Annotated in this window: 15 protein-coding genes; 14 read left to right on the plus strand and 1 reads right to left on the minus strand. The window is 39.6% G+C overall.

Annotated features, from left to right (window positions below; genetic code table 11):
- Positions 1-29 precede the first annotated feature (29 nt).
- The 6 genes from tkt to R2S08_RS16340 all read left to right on the plus strand — a co-directional run bounded on the left by tkt (position 30) and on the right by R2S08_RS16340 (position 8991).
- The gene (gene tkt, locus R2S08_RS16315; protein ID WP_316836149.1) at positions 30-2033 is read left to right on the plus strand and encodes a transketolase; all 2004 of its coding nucleotides are present in this window, start codon (positions 30-32) and stop codon (positions 2031-2033) included.
- 11 nt (positions 2034-2044) lie between these two features.
- On the plus strand, positions 2045-2500 hold the full coding sequence (locus R2S08_RS16320; protein WP_316836150.1) for an RpiB/LacA/LacB family sugar-phosphate isomerase: 456 nt from the start codon (positions 2045-2047) through the stop codon (positions 2498-2500).
- A 23-nt stretch (positions 2501-2523) separates the two neighbouring features.
- Complete coding sequence (locus R2S08_RS16325) at positions 2524-3162, plus strand: HAD-IA family hydrolase (protein WP_316836151.1); 639 nt, start codon at positions 2524-2526, stop codon at positions 3160-3162.
- 806 nt (positions 3163-3968) lie between these two features.
- Positions 3969-7388, plus strand: a complete 3420-nt coding sequence (locus R2S08_RS16330; RefSeq protein WP_316836152.1) for a glycosyltransferase — start codon at positions 3969-3971, stop codon at positions 7386-7388.
- A 58-nt stretch (positions 7389-7446) separates the two neighbouring features.
- Entirely contained in the window at positions 7447-8727 is a 1281-nt protein-coding gene (locus R2S08_RS16335) for an NAD(P)/FAD-dependent oxidoreductase (protein ID WP_316836153.1), read from the plus strand.
- Between the two features lie 54 nt (positions 8728-8781).
- Positions 8782-8991 carry a hypothetical protein gene (locus R2S08_RS16340; RefSeq protein ID WP_133779515.1) on the plus strand — a complete coding sequence of 70 codons (210 nt, stop codon included), beginning with the start codon at positions 8782-8784 and terminating at the stop codon, positions 8989-8991.
- Between the two features lie 71 nt (positions 8992-9062).
- Here the strand turns inward: R2S08_RS16340 and R2S08_RS16345 are convergent, their stop codons facing one another.
- A complete protein-coding gene (locus tag R2S08_RS16345) occupies positions 9063-9773 on the minus strand; it encodes a DUF4397 domain-containing protein (protein WP_316836154.1) in 711 nt (236 codons plus the stop codon).
- A gap of 276 nt (positions 9774-10049) precedes the next feature.
- Here R2S08_RS16345 and R2S08_RS16350 point away from each other — a divergent pair, with 276 nt between their 5' ends.
- From R2S08_RS16350 to R2S08_RS16385, 8 genes are all read left to right on the plus strand, one after another.
- Positions 10050-10589, plus strand: a complete 540-nt coding sequence (locus R2S08_RS16350) for an RNA polymerase sigma factor (RefSeq protein ID WP_316836155.1) — start codon at positions 10050-10052, stop codon at positions 10587-10589.
- 9 nt (positions 10590-10598) lie between these two features.
- Entirely contained in the window at positions 10599-11858 is a 1260-nt protein-coding gene (locus tag R2S08_RS16355; RefSeq protein WP_316836156.1) for a hypothetical protein, read from the plus strand.
- A gap of 200 nt (positions 11859-12058) precedes the next feature.
- Positions 12059-12670, plus strand: a complete 612-nt coding sequence (locus R2S08_RS16360; RefSeq protein WP_316836157.1) for a helix-turn-helix domain-containing protein — start codon at positions 12059-12061, stop codon at positions 12668-12670.
- Positions 12671-12945: 275 nt separating this feature from the next.
- On the plus strand, positions 12946-14151 hold the full coding sequence (gene spt / locus R2S08_RS16365; RefSeq protein ID WP_316836158.1) for a serine palmitoyltransferase: 1206 nt from the start codon (positions 12946-12948) through the stop codon (positions 14149-14151).
- The gene (locus R2S08_RS16370) at positions 14148-15272 is read left to right on the plus strand and encodes a hypothetical protein (protein ID WP_316836159.1); all 1125 of its coding nucleotides are present in this window, start codon (positions 14148-14150) and stop codon (positions 15270-15272) included. The genes spt and R2S08_RS16370 overlap by 4 nt, the downstream gene beginning before the upstream one ends.
- A 43-nt stretch (positions 15273-15315) precedes the next feature.
- Positions 15316-15768, plus strand: coding sequence for a phosphatidylglycerophosphatase A (locus R2S08_RS16375; protein ID WP_316836160.1), 453 nt, complete (start codon positions 15316-15318; stop codon positions 15766-15768).
- A 1-nt stretch (position 15769) separates the two neighbouring features.
- Entirely contained in the window at positions 15770-16141 is a 372-nt protein-coding gene (locus R2S08_RS16380; protein ID WP_133779507.1) for a GtrA family protein, read from the plus strand.
- Position 16142: 1 nt separating this feature from the next.
- Complete coding sequence (locus R2S08_RS16385) at positions 16143-18701, plus strand: DUF5686 and carboxypeptidase-like regulatory domain-containing protein (RefSeq protein WP_316836161.1); 2559 nt, start codon at positions 16143-16145, stop codon at positions 18699-18701.
- Positions 18702-18716 lie beyond the last annotated feature (15 nt).

Raw genomic sequence — 18716 nt, forward strand, 5'->3', positions numbered from 1 at the left:
ATAAGTATTTAAATCCTAATTGATATACAATGGAAAATAACAGTAAACTGGAAGAACTAGCGATCAATACGGTCAGACTTTTATCTGTGGATGCGGTGCAGAAGGCCAATTCCGGACACCCGGGAATGCCGATGGGGGCTGCCCCAATGGCGCATGTACTGTACAGTAAATTCATGAACTACAATCCAAAGAATTCTCACTGGCCAAACCGCGACCGCTTTATTTTATCTGCGGGCCATGGTTGTATGCTTCAGTATAGTTTACTGTATTTAACGGGTTATAAACTTACACTGGACGATCTGAAACAATTCCGTCAGTTGAACAGTAAAACCGCCGGGCATCCAGAATATGGCCTGACGGATGGTATTGATGTGACCACAGGGCCGCTTGGACAGGGTTTTGCCAATGGTGTAGGTTTTGCGATCGCACAAAAACACCTGGCGGCGAGATTTAATAAGCCTGGTTTTGATCTGTTCGATTATAAGATCTACGCGATATGTAGTGATGGAGATATGATGGAGGGGGTAACTTCTGAGGCTGCTTCTATTGCAGGGCATCTTGAACTGGGTAATTTGATCTATTTATATGATGATAACCATATTTCTATAGAGGGCAGTACAGATATTGCTTTTACAGAGGATGTAGCCAAAAGGTTTGAGGCTTATAACTGGCATGTGCAGGTGGTGGAAGATGGAAACGATATCAATGCGATTGAAATTGCGGTGAGAAACGCTAAAGCAGAAACACAGCGGCCTTCTTTGATTAAGGTGAGGACCCAGATTGCTTATGGTAGCCCGAATAAAGTGAATTCCGCCGGTTCGCATGGCTCTCCTTTAGGTGCTGATGAAGTGAAACTGGTGAAGAAATTCTTTGGTTTTGATCCTGAAAAGTCCTTTTATGTGCCGGATGAAGTATTGCGTTTTTACCATGAGGCAGGTGAAAAGGGTGCTAAACTAGAAAAGGAATGGGATGAACTGTTTAAGGCTTATAAGGAAAAGTTCCCTGAGCTTGCTTCAGCTTATGAAGAAATATTACAAGGAAAGTTACCTAAAAACTGGCAAAGTAAATTGCCTGTATTTGATGGAGGAGATAAACTGGCTACCCGTCAGGCTTCGGGTAAAGTGTTGAATGCGATTGCGGCTGATTTGCCGGGATTGATTGGAGGAGCGGCTGATTTAGCGCCTTCTACAGATACGAATCTTAAAGAATATGATTCTTTTACTTCAGAAAAAAGAGATGGCCGTAACTTCCATTTTGGGATACGGGAACATGCAATGGGCTCTATTCTGAATGGAATGGCTTTGACCAAGGGGCTGATTCCTTATGGGGCCACCTTCCTGATTTTTTCTGAATATATGAGGCCACCTATCCGCCTGGCGGCGATTATGAAAATCAGGCCTGTTTTTGTATATACACATGACAGTATCGGATTGGGAGAGGATGGTACAACGCATCAGCCGGTAGAACAATTGATTTCGCTGAGGTCGATTCCGAACATTACGCTGATCCGTCCTGCAGATGCCAACGAAACCTCTCAGGCATGGCGGGTGGCTGTGGAACATACAGACGGGCCTGTGGTGCTGGTCTTGACCCGACAGGCACTCCCTGTGCTTGATCAGAAAAAATATGCTGCGGCAACCGGGCTGGAAAAAGGAGCTTATGTTTTATCTGATGTAAAATCGCCTGAATTGATCTTGATCGCTACAGGTTCTGAGGTCAGTTTAATCCTGGATGCTCAGGCGGCACTGGAGAAAGAGGGGATTGCTGCCAGGGTGGTGAGCATGCCTTCCTGGGAGTTGTTTGAAAAACAGAGTGCGGCTTATAAAGAAAGTGTATTCCCCAAAGCCCTTAGGAAACGTTTGGCAGTTGAAGCTGGATCGCCGCTGGGCTGGCATAAGTATGTTACTGATGAGGGGGATATTATAGGAATGACAACATTTGGAGAGTCTGCTCCTGCAGCTGATTTATATAAGGTGTTTGGTTTTACCGTAGATCATGTGGTAGAAAAAGCTAAAGGACTTTTAAAGAAATAAATTATAGACGAATGAAAATTGGAATAGCAGCTGACCATGGTGGTTTCGAATTGAAAGAGCAGTTGATGGCTTATTTAAAGCCTCTGGGTTATGAAATAGAGGATTTTGGGGCTCATGAACTGGATACCTCTGATGATTATCCTGATTTTATTGTGCCACTGGCTCAGGCTGTAGCGGCAGGAAGGTTAAGCAGGGGGATTGCGGTTTGCGGTAGTGGGGTAGGTGCATCTGTAGCTGCCAATAAGGTTGCCGGTGCCCGTGCTGCTTTAATTACGGAGCATTTTTCGGCCCATCAGGGGGTAGAGGATGATGATTTGAATATCATTTGCCTTGGTGGCCGGATTACAGGTTATGTGGCGGCAGAGGAATTGGTTCTGGCTTTTTTACGGGCGGAATTTTCTGGTGCTGACCGGCATCAGCGAAGACTGGAAAAAGTGCGTGTTTTGGAGAAAGAAAATTTAAATTGATCACATAATAATGAATAGGTTAAATGGATAATCCCTATGTAAAGAATACCGATATCAGGATTCTGTTTTTTGATGTTGGTGGTATACTTCTGACGAATGGTTGGGGGCATGAGTCCCGTAAGGTAGCTGCCGAGAAATTCGGATTGGATTATGAGGAGGTGAATGCGCTTCATAATTTTATCTTTAATGTGTATGAAATCGGTAAAATAACGCTTGATGAATACTTGGATACGGTTATTTTTAATCATCCAAGAGATTTTCTAAGGGAAGATTTTAAGGAATTCATTTACAGCCAGTCGCAGGAGTTGCCTGAAATGCTGGCTTGGTTAAAGGAGTGGAAACGAGATTGCGGTTTCAGGGTTATTTCTGTAAATAACGAGGGGAAGGAACTGAATGATTACCGGGTGGAGAAGTTTAAGCTCCATGAGTGTTTTGATGCGTTTATTTCTTCTTGTGAGGTGAAAATGAGAAAACCTGATCCTGGTATCTTTCAGCTGGCCATGGGTATTGCGCAGGCTGTTCCTTCGCAGTGCGTGTATTTTGATGATCGGATTATGTTTGTCCAGGTTGCGCAGCGTTTAGGGATCAAGGCTTTTCAGCATACGAGCTTTGAATCGACGAAGAAGGTATTGGAAGCGTTAAAAATAGAAAATAAAAAATAAGTTATGCTTCATCGAAGGAGTGTAAAGGGGGCATAAGCTTGTTGAAAAAATCAAATTACTCGTCGAGGACTGGACTCCTTGCCTCGCTGCGCTCCTGTGGCAAGGCGCCCTGAGGTCCTCTCTGAGTAATATTGATTTTTTATATGGCGCTTAGCTGGGAGGCGATCCATGCAGGGTGCAGATTTTATGGTTTTATATTTTATACGAGATTGTTTTTATGAGATTTTATGTAGCTGTACAGCTACATAAAATCTTATCTTATGCTGGTAATTATTAATTGCAATATGGATTAAAGATGTCTTTCCTAAAAATTAGATAAAGCTCCAGCCATATCAATTATTATAACCCTTTAGGTTTATTATCTCATCCTTAAATTACATCCTTGCTCAGTTCCTTTCGATCCTTCCATACTATGCGCTCATATTCTGCGCCATACTCAGTTCGTCTCCTTTGCTAAACGCATATAAAACCTAGAATAAAGCTTCTAAGAACAAAACAATAAGGATATGAACACTTCGAAAAAATCAATACTACTTTCCTTACTCTGCGCCATCCCTGGCTCGCCTCTTTGCTAAACGCCATATAAAACTATCCAATAAACTCATCTGCGCCATGCCCGGACTGCCCCCCCTTTGCTAAGCTCCATATAAAAAATCAATATTGCTCAGAGAGGACCTCAGGGCGCCTTGCCACAAGAGCGCAGCGAGGCAAGGAGTCCAGTCCTCGACGAGTAATTTGATTTTTTCCTGTAGCTTACCTAACATTTTTATTACTTGTTGTTATTTTAATTTAGATTTGCATTTTAAATGCCTAAGCGCGAGATGCACGATAAACAGATATTTCAAACAGATACCAAGAAGAGGTGGATCACTTTTCAGTGGGTGACCCGGGTTATTATAGTCGTTTTTTTACTGGCGATTGTAAGTGTAGCCTACACCCTTCTTAAAGGGGGTAATCCAGCTCTTCCTATCATAAACACCAATACAGCATTAAGTAAGAAACAACTGGAGAGGATTAAGAAATCCACCCGGTACAGCGACTTTAAGGTTCAGAAGCAAATGCTGTTGAAGATGCAGCAGAACCAGAAATTACAACATCTTAAACATCCACACAATAAAGCCAGGATCAATGCAGGTTTTTATGTGAATTGGGATCCTCAGTCGCTGGTAGACCTTAAAGATAATATTAAGCACCTGGATATGGTACTTACGGAGTCTTTCTTTCTGGTTAGGGGCGCAGATACCCTTTTGGATAAAGTGGACAAGGAAGCAATTACACTCATCAATAAGAATAAGAAGACGGGGATTGCGATGATCTCCAATTTTAATAATGATAGTTTTGATGGTGAAGCAGTACATCAGTTGCTGAAGAATAAAGATTTGCAGAACAGGTTTATAGCCAATCTGATTAAAAAGCTGAAGGCCTATGGTTTTCATGGGGTAAATGTGGATTTTGAGGAATTGAAAGAAACAACCGATGAACCTCTGATTGCTTTCCAGAAGAATCTTTATGAGCAGCTTCATGCTCAGAATCTGCTGGTTACGCAGGATATTTCACCTGATAACGATGATTATGATCCAAAAATACTGGAGAAATATAATGATTACATCTTTTTGATGGCTTATGATCAGCATAGTGAAATGAGTAACCCCGGCGACATCTCCCATCAGGTTTGGGTAGAGAAACAGCTGGACAACATCTGCAGTAAAATTTCATCAGATAAAGTGATCCTCAGTCTGGCCTGTTATGGTTATGACTGGCCGGATCAGAGTGTTGGTAAAAATGTGACCTATCAGCAAGCGATCGCCAATGCGAACCGTTATAATGCAAAGGTGAAATTTGATCCTATATCTGCGAATTTGAGTTATAGTTATACTGATGAAGGACAATTAAAACATGAGGTATACTTTACGGATGCCGCTACGAACTTTAATCTGATTAGAAAAGCGGATGACTGGGGTATTGCGGGCGTAGCCATTTGGCGGATGGGTGCAGAAGATTCCAGGTTATGGGAATTTATAACTAAAGATCTGAGCATCGATTCTTTGAAAAAAACGGGCATTAATTTAAAAAGATTAACCCGTATAGGTCTTAATGACCGCGTGGACTATGCCGGAGAGGGCGAAGTTCTTGATTTGGTATCTACACCAAAAGAGGGTAAGATCGATATTCAACTGGACAGTACGAACTACGTGATCAGCAATCAGCAATATTTAGTATTGCCAACCAAATATACCATAAGAAGGTATGGAGCTGCGGAGAAGAAAATCGTTTTGACCTTTGATGATGGACCGGATCCGGTTTATACACCTCAAATTATCGATATCCTGAAAAAGAATAAGGTGCCGGCAAGTTTCTTTGTTGTAGGGATTATGGCGGAGAAGAACATGGGCTTGCTGCTGCGGGAATTCAATGAGGGCTATGAGATTGGTAACCATACTTTCTTTCATCCGGATATGTCAAGGGTTGGGCCTCAGCGTGTAAATTTTGAACTTAATGCAACCAGAAAGATTATTGAATGTGTAACTGGTCATAGTACTATTTTATTCAGACCGCCTTTTAACGCGGATGCGGAACCAACTACCTCTGCAGAGATCTTGCCAGTTGCGCAAAGCAGGGCTGAAAATTATATTAATATCGGGGAGTCAATTGATCCTCAGGATTGGCAGCCAGGTATTACTGCAGACGAGATTTTTAACGCTGTTGTGAAACAAAAGGATGCAGGTAACGTATTGCTTCTGCATGATGCAGGTGGTAACCGTGAGGCTACAGTAGAGGCGCTGCCTAGAATTATTAAGTTCTTTAAAGAGAATGGATATGAGTTCACAACAATTGCAAATCTGATTGGAAAGAAGAAGGAGGATTTAATGCCTGCGTTGAAATCTGATGCAGACAGTGGCTTTACCGGCTCAGGAGATTATTTGTTTTTAAGTATATTTTCTTACGGAAACCTGATCCTGAATTTTGTATTTGTAATTGCGATCATACTGGCTATTTTAAGGAGCCTGGTTATTGCTGTTTTGGCCATAAGACAAAAGATGTTATCCCGCAAGGAACAGAAATTGCTCCTGGAGCAGCCTTCAGAAATGGTGAGTATTATCATACCAGCCTATAACGAGGAAATCACTGCTGTACAAACGTTGAACAGTTTATTGAAAACGACTTATCCAAATGTAGAATTTATCTTTGTTGATGATGGTTCTAAAGACAATACCTTTAAACTGATCTCGGAGAAATTCAGTGATCATCCTAAAGTTAAGGTGTTTACCAAGCCAAATGGAGGTAAAGCGTCTGCGTTGAATTTCGGTATTTCAAAAGCCAGTGCAGAGTTCGTGGTTTGTATTGATGCTGATACTCAGTTAAAAGCAAATGCAATTACGGAGTTGATGAGGTTCTTTTATATAGATGAGATTGCTGCGGTTGCGGGTACAGTGAAGGTTGGAAATGCAAATAATATCATTACCAAATGGCAGTCTATTGAGTATATTACCTCACAGAACATGGATAGACGTGCTTTTGATCTTTTAAATACGATCACAGTGGTTCCTGGTGCCATTGGTGCCTTTAGGAAAAAGGTGATCCAGGAAGTAGGTGGGTTTACTACAGATACGCTTGCTGAAGACTGTGATCTGACCATGCGTATTTTGAGAGCAGGTTATGTTGTTAAAAATTCCAATGAGGCTATTGCCTATACGGAGGCACCGGAAACGGTAAATATGTTGCTAAAACAGCGCTTGAGATGGAGTTTTGGGGTGATGCAGAGTTTCTGGAAAAACCGGGATACCTTATTGAAAAGAAAGTACGGCTATTTTGGAATGATCGGTATGCCGAATATTCTGATCTATCAGATTATTTTACCTTTATTTTCGCCATTAGCGGATCTTTTTATGGTGATTTCTCTGGTGAGCGGTTTGTGTTCGCTGGCCTCGGTAAATTCTTTGACCTTTCAGGGAATTCATAGTATTATGAGTTTGCAGAACGGTTTTGGGCAGGTGTTGCTGTTTTACGTGATTTTCATTATTGTGGATATGCTGTTTGCTTTATTGGCCTACAGGATGGAGAGAGAAAAATATAAAAACTTGCTTTACATCATTCCGCAACGTTTCTACTGGAGACAATTGATGTATATCGTATTGTTTCGTTCCATCAGAAAGGCTTTGAGGGGAGAACTGGAAGGCTGGGGTGCTTTAAAGAGAACCGGAAACGTTAAAGAGGAAGTTGGATAAATTAAAACTGTTTGGCTTTCTATAGAGTTATATGAACTGTATACTAATTACAGTTCATATGACTCATCATAAAAAACATCATATTGTTATTATTGGAGGTGGTTTTGCCGGGGTAAACCTGGTGGAGCAATTCAGTGATAAAGATGATTTCCAGATTACCCTGGTGGATAAGAATAATTATAATTTTTTTCCACCTCTATTGTATCAGGTTGCTACTGGCTACCTGGAAACTTCCAATATTTGCTACCCTTTCAGGAAGTTGTTTAGCGGCAGAAAGAATTTTAATTTTCGAATGGGCTCGCTTGAAAAAGTACTTCAGCAGGAGAATAAAGTTATTCTGAGTACAGGTGAACTGGAATACGACATTCTTGTGTTTGCAACTGGAACAGAAACTAATTATTTTGGAATAGAAAGTGTGCAGCAAAGTGCAACTCCGATGAAAACAGTAGAGGATGCCTTGTATATGAGGAACAGTATGCTGGAGAAGCTCGAAAAGGCTTCAAGGGAAAAAGATCCTCAGGAGCGCAAAAAACTGTTGACAGTTGTGGTTGCGGGCGGAGGACCGACTGGGGTGGAGATCTCCGGGATGTTTGCTGAAATGAAAAAAACAGTCATCCCCAAAGATTACCCGGAACTGGTGGGTTCCAACGGCGAGATTTATCTGGTGGATGGATTAAAATCTGTTCTTGCCCCAATGAGTAAAAAATCCCAAAGCTACACATATGATACTTTGCTGAAAATGGGTGTTAAAATTCGCCTGGAGAGTGTGGTTAAGGAGTATATCGATGATGTAGTGCATTTTGCGGATGGTAAAAAAATTGAAGCAAAAACATTGATCTGGGCGGCTGGAGTAACCTCTAGTGTTTTTGATGGTATTGAAAAGGAGCATTATGGACGTGGAAGAAGAATGCTGACTAATGCTTTTAATAAGGTTGAAGGCACTGCTAATATCTATGCTATTGGCGATACAGGTATTCAGACGGCTGATCCTGGATTTCCAGATGGCCATCCTCAACTTGCACAGGTGGCTATACAACAAGGACGTAATTTGGGAAAAAATTTAAAATTAGAAGCTGAAGGAAAGCCTATGAAAGCCTTCATGTACAATGATAAGGGCTCTATGGCAATTATTGGAAGGAACAGGGCTGTAGCGGATCTTCCAAAGCCGAAAATACATTTTGACGGATTTGTAGCCTGGGTGGCCTGGTTGTTTATTCATCTGATTTCACTGATTAATAACAGAAACAGGATTAAAACGCTGTACAATTGGATGGTTTCTTATTTTACCAGAGACCAAAGCCTGCGTATGATTGTTAAGCCGATGAGAGAAAAATCTTGATAACTTTTCTTAATCCTTAACATTAACTTAACATTACATGTCCATCTTTGTACTATGTTTATATATGCACTTTCCGGAACCTTCTATGTCTTTGCATTGATTGCGGCATTTAAGATGGAAACACCTTTAAAAGGTTTGTTATTTATGTTGGCAGTAGTTGCTGTTAGTGGACTTCTATATCTTTTTATTCTTTTTCCAGGTATTTCAGGTTTATCCGTTGCGCTGATGCTTGCGGCTTTTATCCTGCGCCAGGGGAGGAGATAGAATTGTGGTTATAAAAAAAAGGCAGCCTTTCTATTCGAAAGGCTGCCTTTTTTATGGATTTGGATGTATAATTAATTATGACTTGTTACCTGAACAGTAAGTTTATTGGCGTCTGTTGTTGAGTTTAGCAAGCCTTTTGCCCAAACTGTGTATACTTTTCCAGCTGTAAATTTGTAGTTACTCAGTTTAATTCCAACTTCAGTACCAGTTGTGTTTTTTAAGGTTAAAGTTGATTTGTCATTTGCAGTTACATCTTTGAAATCTGTATTCGCTTTGTAAGCAATATTTTCAAATTTAGTCGCATTGTCATCTACAACCAGATTGAGTGCCGGTGCATCTGGTGAAAGATTGATGAACCTTATTTTTACTTTTCCGTTAGCAGGAGCGTCGGTATTGTCTTTGGTCAACAAATAATCCAGCGTTTCTGTTTTATCGCCAGTGATGTATAAAGAGTAATAATTTCCGGCTTGAATGTCTACGGTTTTTTTCAGCAGACTGGTTGTTGTTCCGGTTACAGCAATATTTGCTTCTCTTTTACCTTCGTATACACGGAAGTACTGAATGTTTTGTCCGAAAGACAAACCTGTATTGTTTACTCTTTCAGTACCCAGATAAAAATCTAAAGGATTGGTGTTTGGGTAAGCATTAACCACACTAAGTACAGCTACTGCAGGCGTGTTCACATTGTCATAGTTGTTGTTTTTACAGGCGCCGAAAATAGCGGCGACACCAAGTAAGGCAGCAAATATGGACGTTCTTTTTGATAGTTTTGGTAGTTTCATGTGTTTAATATTTTTAAATTAAATAAATGTTTTATGCTGTGTAAACGGTTGGTGATTTAAAGACGCTACAAAATTTTTAAAAAAAATATAGCGGGCATGCCGGAGAATGACCAGAAATCAAAAGATTACATTAAATAATAAATATTGAATAATTTTGTAGCGTTTTACAGTTCCTCTCCGTTTGTCTTTTATTAGGGTTAAATGTCTGCCCTTCGGGACCGGGAATAAATTAATAACAAAAGATAGGCTTATCGAAGCGTGGATAAAAAAAGTATAATGTTCCAGGATATTATTGATGGACTTGGGGCTCATGATAAGCGGGTGCAAGAACGGATTTATATCTTTTACTGGGGGTATTTAATGGGGGTTGCGGTTAGGTATATCCAGGACAGGGATACGGCCAAAGAAGTTGTTAATGACAGCTTCATTAAAGCATTTAAGAACATGTACGATTTTAAACACAATCATGTTATTGAGGATTTTCAAAAGTCTTTTAAGGCCTGGCTGGCAAAAATTACGGTACGGACAGCACTGGACAGGATCAGGATCAATAAATCTCCTCTGAGTTTTGTGGAAGATTATGAAAACCTCTCGACTGGTCATGTGGAGATCACAGATACACTTTTTGTAGATGATATTATGAGATTGTTATACCATCTGCCCGATTTGCACCGGACAGTATTCAATATGTACGAAATTGAGGGTTTTAGCCATGATGAAATATCTAAAACCTTAGCTATCCCGGAGAGTTCAAGCAGAACTTATTTGACCAGGGCAAAGCAACGGTTAAGAGAATTATATATAAAAAAGCATTAGAGTTAAGGGATGGAAGCTCCGGATAAGAAAGAATTAATTGATGAGATCGCTGCTCTTTTTAAAGAGCACGAGGAGACCTATGAGGTTGGCTCCTGGGAGGATTTCTCGAAGCGTGGTAGAAAGAAAGGGCCAATAGGTGTGATTTGGATAGGTATTGCAGCGGCTCTGTTGGTGATTTGTTCTGTTTTACCGTTTGTTTGGAAAAAGAATAGTGTGGAGCAGGTAACTGTGGGCGTAAAAAAGGAACAAACTCAATTGCCTGCAGGAAGCTCTGGCGGCAATACCACTTCAGGCTCAGAAAACAATCATCATGTGGAACCAGAGAAATTGAAATCTGATATTCTGGGTGGTCATGTCAATCAAAGGGCGTCGGCAAACCAGGCGCTGTCTTTTCAGCACAAAGACCATCAGAAGGAGACTATAAATGAAAAGGTTTCTGGTGAGGCAATTAAACCGAACACACAAATGGTTGCTGCTGCTCTGGGTCCGGATAGTAGTTCCAAACCATTCAAAAATTCAGGTGTTGCGACAGCGGGATTAAATAATCAGCAGCATGCAACCGTTCAGGAACCGGCCAAGGAAAAGGATTTTATGGAGTTTTTGAGAGAAGAATCCTCGAAGCCTGTGGCTAAAACGGCAAAAGCAAAAACAGATTCAAGGTGGGATTTTGGGGTGGAGGTTTCACCAACTCTATTACAGTCAAGGCTGAATATGGGGGCAGGGGTAACCACCGAATATAAATTATCCAAGAGTTTTTCTTTAAGTTCCGGAGTTGCTTATGTTGCGATGGCTGCTGGGAAAAACCTTATGCCAGATTTTAGCCAGGCCAGCACAATGTCTAATAAAAAATTGACTTCTGTTAATTCGGATATCCGGGCTATTGATATTCCGATTTCTTTAACTTTTAATGTAAACAAGCAGTTGTATACTTCAGTTGGTGTTTCCTATTTCGGGGTAATCAGCGAGAAAAGAAATAATAAATATTTAACAGAACTGGAAGTTTCGAGCACTTTGCAGGATGTAGCTACGGGAGATATTAAGTCTTTTCAGAGTGTTCTGAGGGAAAAAAATAATGAGGTTGTGACCGAAACACCCCTGAATGGTAATAGCTATCTAGGCTTTTTTAACTTTTCGGTGGGGAGAAAACAGGAAATTTTTAATAGGTATAATATCGTTGTTGAGCCTTTTTTGAAAATACCGGTTGGAAAATTATCGAACCAGGATCTAAAACTCACCAATGGTGGTGTAAGGCTTAAGTTGACGTTTTAACTATTGGTAATCAGAACGAAAAGGGGGCGCAGGCCCAGTCATGGTCGGAATTTCTTCCGACCATGACTGGGCCTGCGCCCCCTTTTTTGTTTATTGTTTGTAATATTTTCGCCAGAGTAAACACTTATGGCGATTCTGTTATATAATTATGTACTTTTGGACCTGAATTGAATTTCGGTCTATTATTTAGAAGACAGACAATGGAAAAGGATGAAATTGTAATTACAGAAATACTTGCCGGGGCCAAAAAGCTTTTCGGAAAACATGGTTTAAAAAAAACGACCATGGAAGATATTGCTGCAGCTGCAGGAAAGGGCAAGAGTACGCTTTATTATTATTTTCCAAGTAAAAAGGAGATTTTTGAAGCGGTTGTAGAGAGTGAAATGAAAAATGTGGTTAAGAGTTTGAGGGAGGCGGTCAATGCAGCGAGGAAAGCAAAAGACAAGTTAAAGGCCTTTTTGCATGCACAAATAACTGCAATAGTGGGGTATCATTCCTTTAAAGAGGTGATTTTTGAGGATTCTATGGAGAGTCTTAAAGTGTTGATGTGCCTGAAAACCAGATATGAACAGATTCAGATTGATATGATCAGAGAGATTTTACTTGGTGGCTCGCAATCGGGTGAATTCAAAGAACTTTCTCTGATTAAGATGAATAAAATGGCTTTTATGATGGTCACTGCCTTTAGGGGATTGCATTATCCGCTGAGCATTGAGAGTTCTGAATTTGAGTCTGAGGAATACTTTGATGAGATGATTGACTTGCTGATTGAGGGAATAGGAAATAAGAATAAAAATGAATATTCATTTTAGACTAATCGACCTAAAATGTCGAATGAGTGATGACTTTAGACTAAAATAATTAACTTTAAACAATTAAATAACAAAACTTAATATGTGATTAATTATTTGACAAAAATATTATAGACTAAAACGCGAATATAGTCTAGCAATGAATTACTTTTGTTTCATCTTAAATTAACATATTTTTAATATATTTAGATCAAGTTTTAATTTGGCCATTGTTGGTTAAATTTGGAATATAAATATTATGAACCCCTCTGAAGAAAAAATTATATAATTCAGGCATGCGTAAAAAATTACACGATAGGATTGCATCATTCAAGGATGCAAATGCAATCAAAGAGAAAGGCCTGTATCCTTATTTCAGGTCTATTGAATCTGCACAGGATACAGAAGTGATCATTGATGGCAAAAAAGTATTAATGTTTGGATCAAATTCGTACTTAGGATTGACCAATCACCCAAAAATTAAAGAAGCAGCAAAACAAGCTGTTGAAAAATACGGAACGGGTTGTGCAGGATCGAGATTCCTGAATGGAACACTGGATATTCATTTAGAACTGGAGAGAAGACTGGCCAATTATGTTGGTAAAGAGGCCGCTGTACTTTTTAGTACAGGCTTCCAGGTGAATCTGGGTGTAATTTCCTGCTTGCTGGATAGAAATGATTATTTGATCCTGGATGAGTATGATCATGCTTCTATTATTGATGGAAGCAGATTGTCTTTCTCAAGATCTATAAAATATGCACACAATGATATGGAAGATTTGCGCAAGAAATTGAGCCGTCTTCCTGAGGATTCTGCTAAATTGATCGTTGCTGATGGAATTTTCAGTATGGAAGGTGATTTGGTTAATCTTCCTGAAATTGTGAAAATTGCGGATGAATTTGGTGCAAATATCATGATGGATGATGCGCATAGTTTAGGTGTTATTGGTTTTAACGGATCAGGAACTGCTTCGCATTTTGGACTTACGGATAAGGTAGATCTGATCATGGGGACGTTTAGCAAGTCGCTGGCTTCTCTTGGTGGATTTATTGCTGCTAATGAAGAAACGATTGAGTTTATTAAACATCGCGCACGTGCGCTTATGTTTAGCGCAAGTATGCCGCCGAGTGCCGTGGCGAGTGTTATTGCTGCCTTAGATATTATTGAGTCTGAGCCTGAAAGAATTGATAAACTATGGGATAATACCAATTATGCTAAAAAATTGCTTTTAGATGCTGGTTTTGATATTGGCCATACGGATAGCCCGATTATTCCGGTGTATATCAGAGATAATGATAAAACTTTCCTGATCACTAATATTCTTCATAACAACGGTATTTTTGTTAACCCTGTTGTATCTCCGGCCGTGCCTTCTGATTCTTCTTTAATTAGATTCTCTTTAATGGCAACGCATTCTTTTGCGCAAATTGAAGAAGCCGTAGAGAAACTTTATGAAGCGTTTAAAGCTGTTGAACTTACTCCAGTTAAAGTTAGTTTATGAAACATATAGTTGCTGTTAGTAACAAGAAACAACTGGGAAAATTTATAGATTTTCCTCATGAACTTTATAAAGCGGATGCGAATTATGTTCCTGAATTATTCATAGCGCAACAAGATATGCTTACTCCGGGTAAGCATCCCTTTCATAAGCATTCTTCTTTGCAGACTTTTTTGGCCTATGACGGAGAGCGTATTGTAGGTAGAATAGCAGCTATACAAAATAACAATCACAATACTGTTAATGGGGTAAATGATGGTTTCTTTGGTTTTTTTGATTGTATCAACGATCAGGAAACTGCCGACCTCCTTCTGAATACTGCAGCCAACTGGCTCAAAGAAAGAAAGCTGGATACGATGGTGGGTCCGGTTAATTTTTCTACCAATGATATATGTGCTTTGTTGATTGAAGGTTTTGATGGCCCTCCGGTGGCTATGATGCCATACAATGCACCTTATTATCTTTCCTTGCTTGAAAAGGCAGGTTTTCATAAAAAAGTAGACCTGAGGGCGTATCGGTTCACTGCTGGTAATTATAACGACAGATCTTCCAAATTGGTGACTGCATTGCAGGAGCGTTTGACAAGAAGTAATATTGTTATTCGAAAGATCAATGTGAAGAACTTTAATCAGGAAGCCGCAGCTATCCGTGAAGTTTACAATAAAGCATGGGATAAAAATCTTGGTTTTGTTCCTATGACAAATGAGGAGTTTGATTACACAGCAAAAGATTTAAAGATGATCATGGATCCTGATTTCTGTTTGTTGGCAGAACAGGACGGAAAGATCGTTGGCTTTGCTTTGGCTGTACCCGATATTAATCAGGTGCTGATCAAGATCAAAAGAGGCAGACTTTTCCCTACAGGATTATATAAGTTGCTTACACAAAAAAGCAAAATTCAGGGCATCCGTATTCTTCTTCTTGGTGTGGTAGATGGTTACCGGAAAATGGGGATTGAGGCTTGTTTGTATGGCTTGATCATCCAGGCATTCCAAAAGAAAAAAATGACTTACGCTGAAGCTTCATGGACGTTGGACCACAATGATCTGATCAATAAACCTATTGAACAAATCGGAGGTGAATTGTACCGGAAGTACAGGATTTTAGAGAAAAACCTCAATTGACGGATTGAACATTGAGGTATTAATATTAAAAGTAAAGAGAAAAATGTTGTTTCATAAAATTACATCTACCAGCCTTGGAATAGGGTATATCGGCAAAGGTGCGGGAACAGCAGCAGCAGCTGCAACCTGTATCGTCTGGTATTACGCGCAGATGAATGGAGCACAATATGTACCTGCTTTACTGATTACACTTGCGATTACAGCACTTGGAATCTGGTCTGCAAATATCGTAGAGGCTATTTGGGGAAAAGACCACCAACGGGTGGTGATCGATGAAGTTGCCGGGATGTGCATTACACTGCTCTGGGTTCCGGTAACTCCATTAAATGTTCTTATCGGACTGGTTTTATTCCGTTTTTTTGATATAGTAAAACCCTTGTTTATAAGACGCCTTGAAAAGTGGCCTGGTGGCTGGGGGGTAATGTTTGATGATATTCTTGCCGGCGTCTATGCCAACATACTGTTGCAAATTATTATTAAATTAAGTATTACCTGATATGGCGACTTTTCTAAAGGCACAGGTCGCCTCACTTTCAGCCTCAATCTTTGACTTTCTTACCACATTAGTCTGTACGCAGTATCTTCATTTTTGGTATGTACTGGGAAGTGCAACAGGTACTACAGTAGGTGGGATTATTAATTTTACTATGGGCAGGCACTGGGTATTTTCTGCTGCCGATGGTAAGGTACATCATCAGATTTTTAAATACATTCTGGTATGGACCGGAAATCTGATCCTCACTACCTCTGGTGTTTACCTGGTTACACATTATTTAACTATCAACTATATACTTTCAAAAATACTGGTTACTTGTACGGTAGGTGTTACCTACAATTACCTGATGCAGAAGAAATTTGTATTCGCTTAATATGAAAAATCAAATCCACAAAATAATATATATATGGGCCTTGTTGCTGCCATTGCTGGCATTTCAGGCTTCAGCGCAAAGTACAGTGGTTACTGGGCTGATTACCGATGCGAAGGACAAAGATCCCTTACCGTATGTAACCGTTCTTTTTAAAGGAACAAATATTGTGACCAGAAGTGATGCGGATGGTAAGTTCAGTATCAGTACTTCTGAAAAGCAATCGCAGATACAGTTTAGTTTTGTTGGTTATAAAACAAAAGTAATAGATATTAAATCTGGTGAAACACAGAATATTTCTGTTAAGCTGGATCCGGATGCGACTTCATTAAATGAGGTGGTGATCAGCCGGGGAAAAAGACCTTCCTATAAAAATAAGGGAAATCCTGCTGTAGAATTAATCAGGAAGGTTATTGAGCATAAAGATGCCAACCGGATGGAGAGCTATGATCAGGTTCAGTATAAACAATATGAAAAGATGGTGTTCTCTATGAGCAATCTTTCTGATAAGTTTAAAGATAAACGTTTGTTTCGCAAATATCAGTTTCTTTTTGAAGAGCAGGATTCGACAAAAATTGGAGGAAAGAATATACTGCCGATATATATAGAAGAGAAGATATCACAGAATTATTATAATAAAAACCCGGAGAAGAATAAAACAATAGTACTGGGTGATAAACATGTAGATTACAATACGCCGCTGATAGATACTAAAGGCATGAGCCAGTATTTTGAGCGGATGTATGCACATGTGGACATCTATGATAACAATATTTCTTTATTAAGTAATGAATTTTTGAGCCCTATTGCTGGTTCTTCGCCTACTTTTTATAAGTTTTTTATTACAGATACCATCAAAACGCATAATCCGCAGCTGATCGAATTGTCTTTTATTCCAAGAAATAATACGGACATCCTGTTTGAAGGTAAGATCTATATTACCATGGATGGGAGATATGCGGTGCAGGATGCTTTTTTAACTGTCAATAAGAACATCAACCTGAACTTCGTAAGGGCAATGGAAGTAAAACTGGATTTCGATAAAGCACCGGATGACAGATATTACTTGAGCAAGACCCGTCTTTTGATGGATTTTGGTGTCAATAAAAATAAAGGTGGTGGTTTTACAGGTGAAAGAACGGTTACGGTAAAGGATTTTCAGATTAATCAAAAACAGGCGGAAAGTGTATTCCAGGGTGGAAAAATGGTCGTATCTCCTGAAGCTGAAAAGCGGAGTGAGCAATTCTGGGTTGAAAACAGGGCAGATACTTTGTCTCCTTCTGATTTGAAGATCTACAAAAATATCGATACGCTGTCCAGAATGAGTTCCTTTAAAAAGACCATGGATATCGTAACGCTGCTTTTTGCAGGATATAAGGATTTTGGACCATTTGAAGTCGGTCCGGTGAATACATTTTATAGTTTTAACAGCACCGAGGGGTTGAGGTTGCGTTTGGGGGGCCGTACTACGCCTGCTTTGAGTAAAAGGTATTATTTTGAAACCTATGGAGCCTATGGTTTTAAGGATGAGAAATGGAAGTATTTTTTAAGTGGTACATACTCGCTTAATAATAAATCTATTTACGCGTTTCCTCAGCAATATATAAGAGGAAGTTTCCAGAGAGATACCAAGATTCCTGGGCAGGAACTGCAGTTTGTTCAGGAGGATAACTTTTTGCTTTCGTTCAAACGTGGTGAGAACAATATGCTTCTTTATAATGATTTTTATAAGGTGGAGTACATGAGCGAGTTTGAGAATCACTTTTCTTATAATGTTTCTTTTCGCAAATGGACACAAAGGCCAGGCGGTGACCTGTATTTTAATAACCTGGTTGGGAATCAGTTGAATGCGATTGATCATATCAATACTTCAGAGGTCAGTGTGGCGCTCCGTTACGCACCAAACGAGAAATTTTATCAGGGAAAAATTTATCGGACACCTATATTTGACCGGTATCCGATCTTTAATCTACGGTACACTGCGGGTTTAAAAGGTGTGTTTGGGGGAGAATATAACTATCAAAATCTTGCCGGAAGCATAGATAAACGCTTCTACCTGTCTCAATTGGGGTATTCGGATGTTACAGTTGAAGGTGGTTATATTTTTGGAAAGGTTCCTTTTCCTTTGTTAACCATTCATCGCGCCAACCAGACTTATGCCTATCAATTGAACTCTTATAACCTGATGAACTTCCTGGAATTTGTAAGTGATCATTATGCCAGTTTAAATATTGATCATAATTTTAACGGATTCTTTTTAAATAAAATACCTTTGTTAAAGAAACTGAAGTTAAGAGAAATTGTGTCCTTTAAAATATTGTATGGCGGACTAAGGGATGAAAACAATCCTGCGGTCGATAAATCACTGCTGCAATTTCCTGTAAATTCGGCTGGAGTTGCAACCACGTATTCACTAAATAAGGATCCATATATGGAGGGAAGTGTTGGCTTGGGTAATATTTTTAAATTGCTTAGAGTGGATTTGGTAAAAAGGTTCAGTTATCTGGAGCATCCTGTAGTATCTACCTGGGGTGTGCGTGCAAGGGTGAAATTTGATTTTTAATATTAAAGACTAGAT

The organism is Pedobacter nutrimenti (genome assembly GCF_032678445.1).
Lineage (GTDB): Bacteria > Bacteroidota > Bacteroidia > Sphingobacteriales > Sphingobacteriaceae > Pedobacter > Pedobacter nutrimenti_A.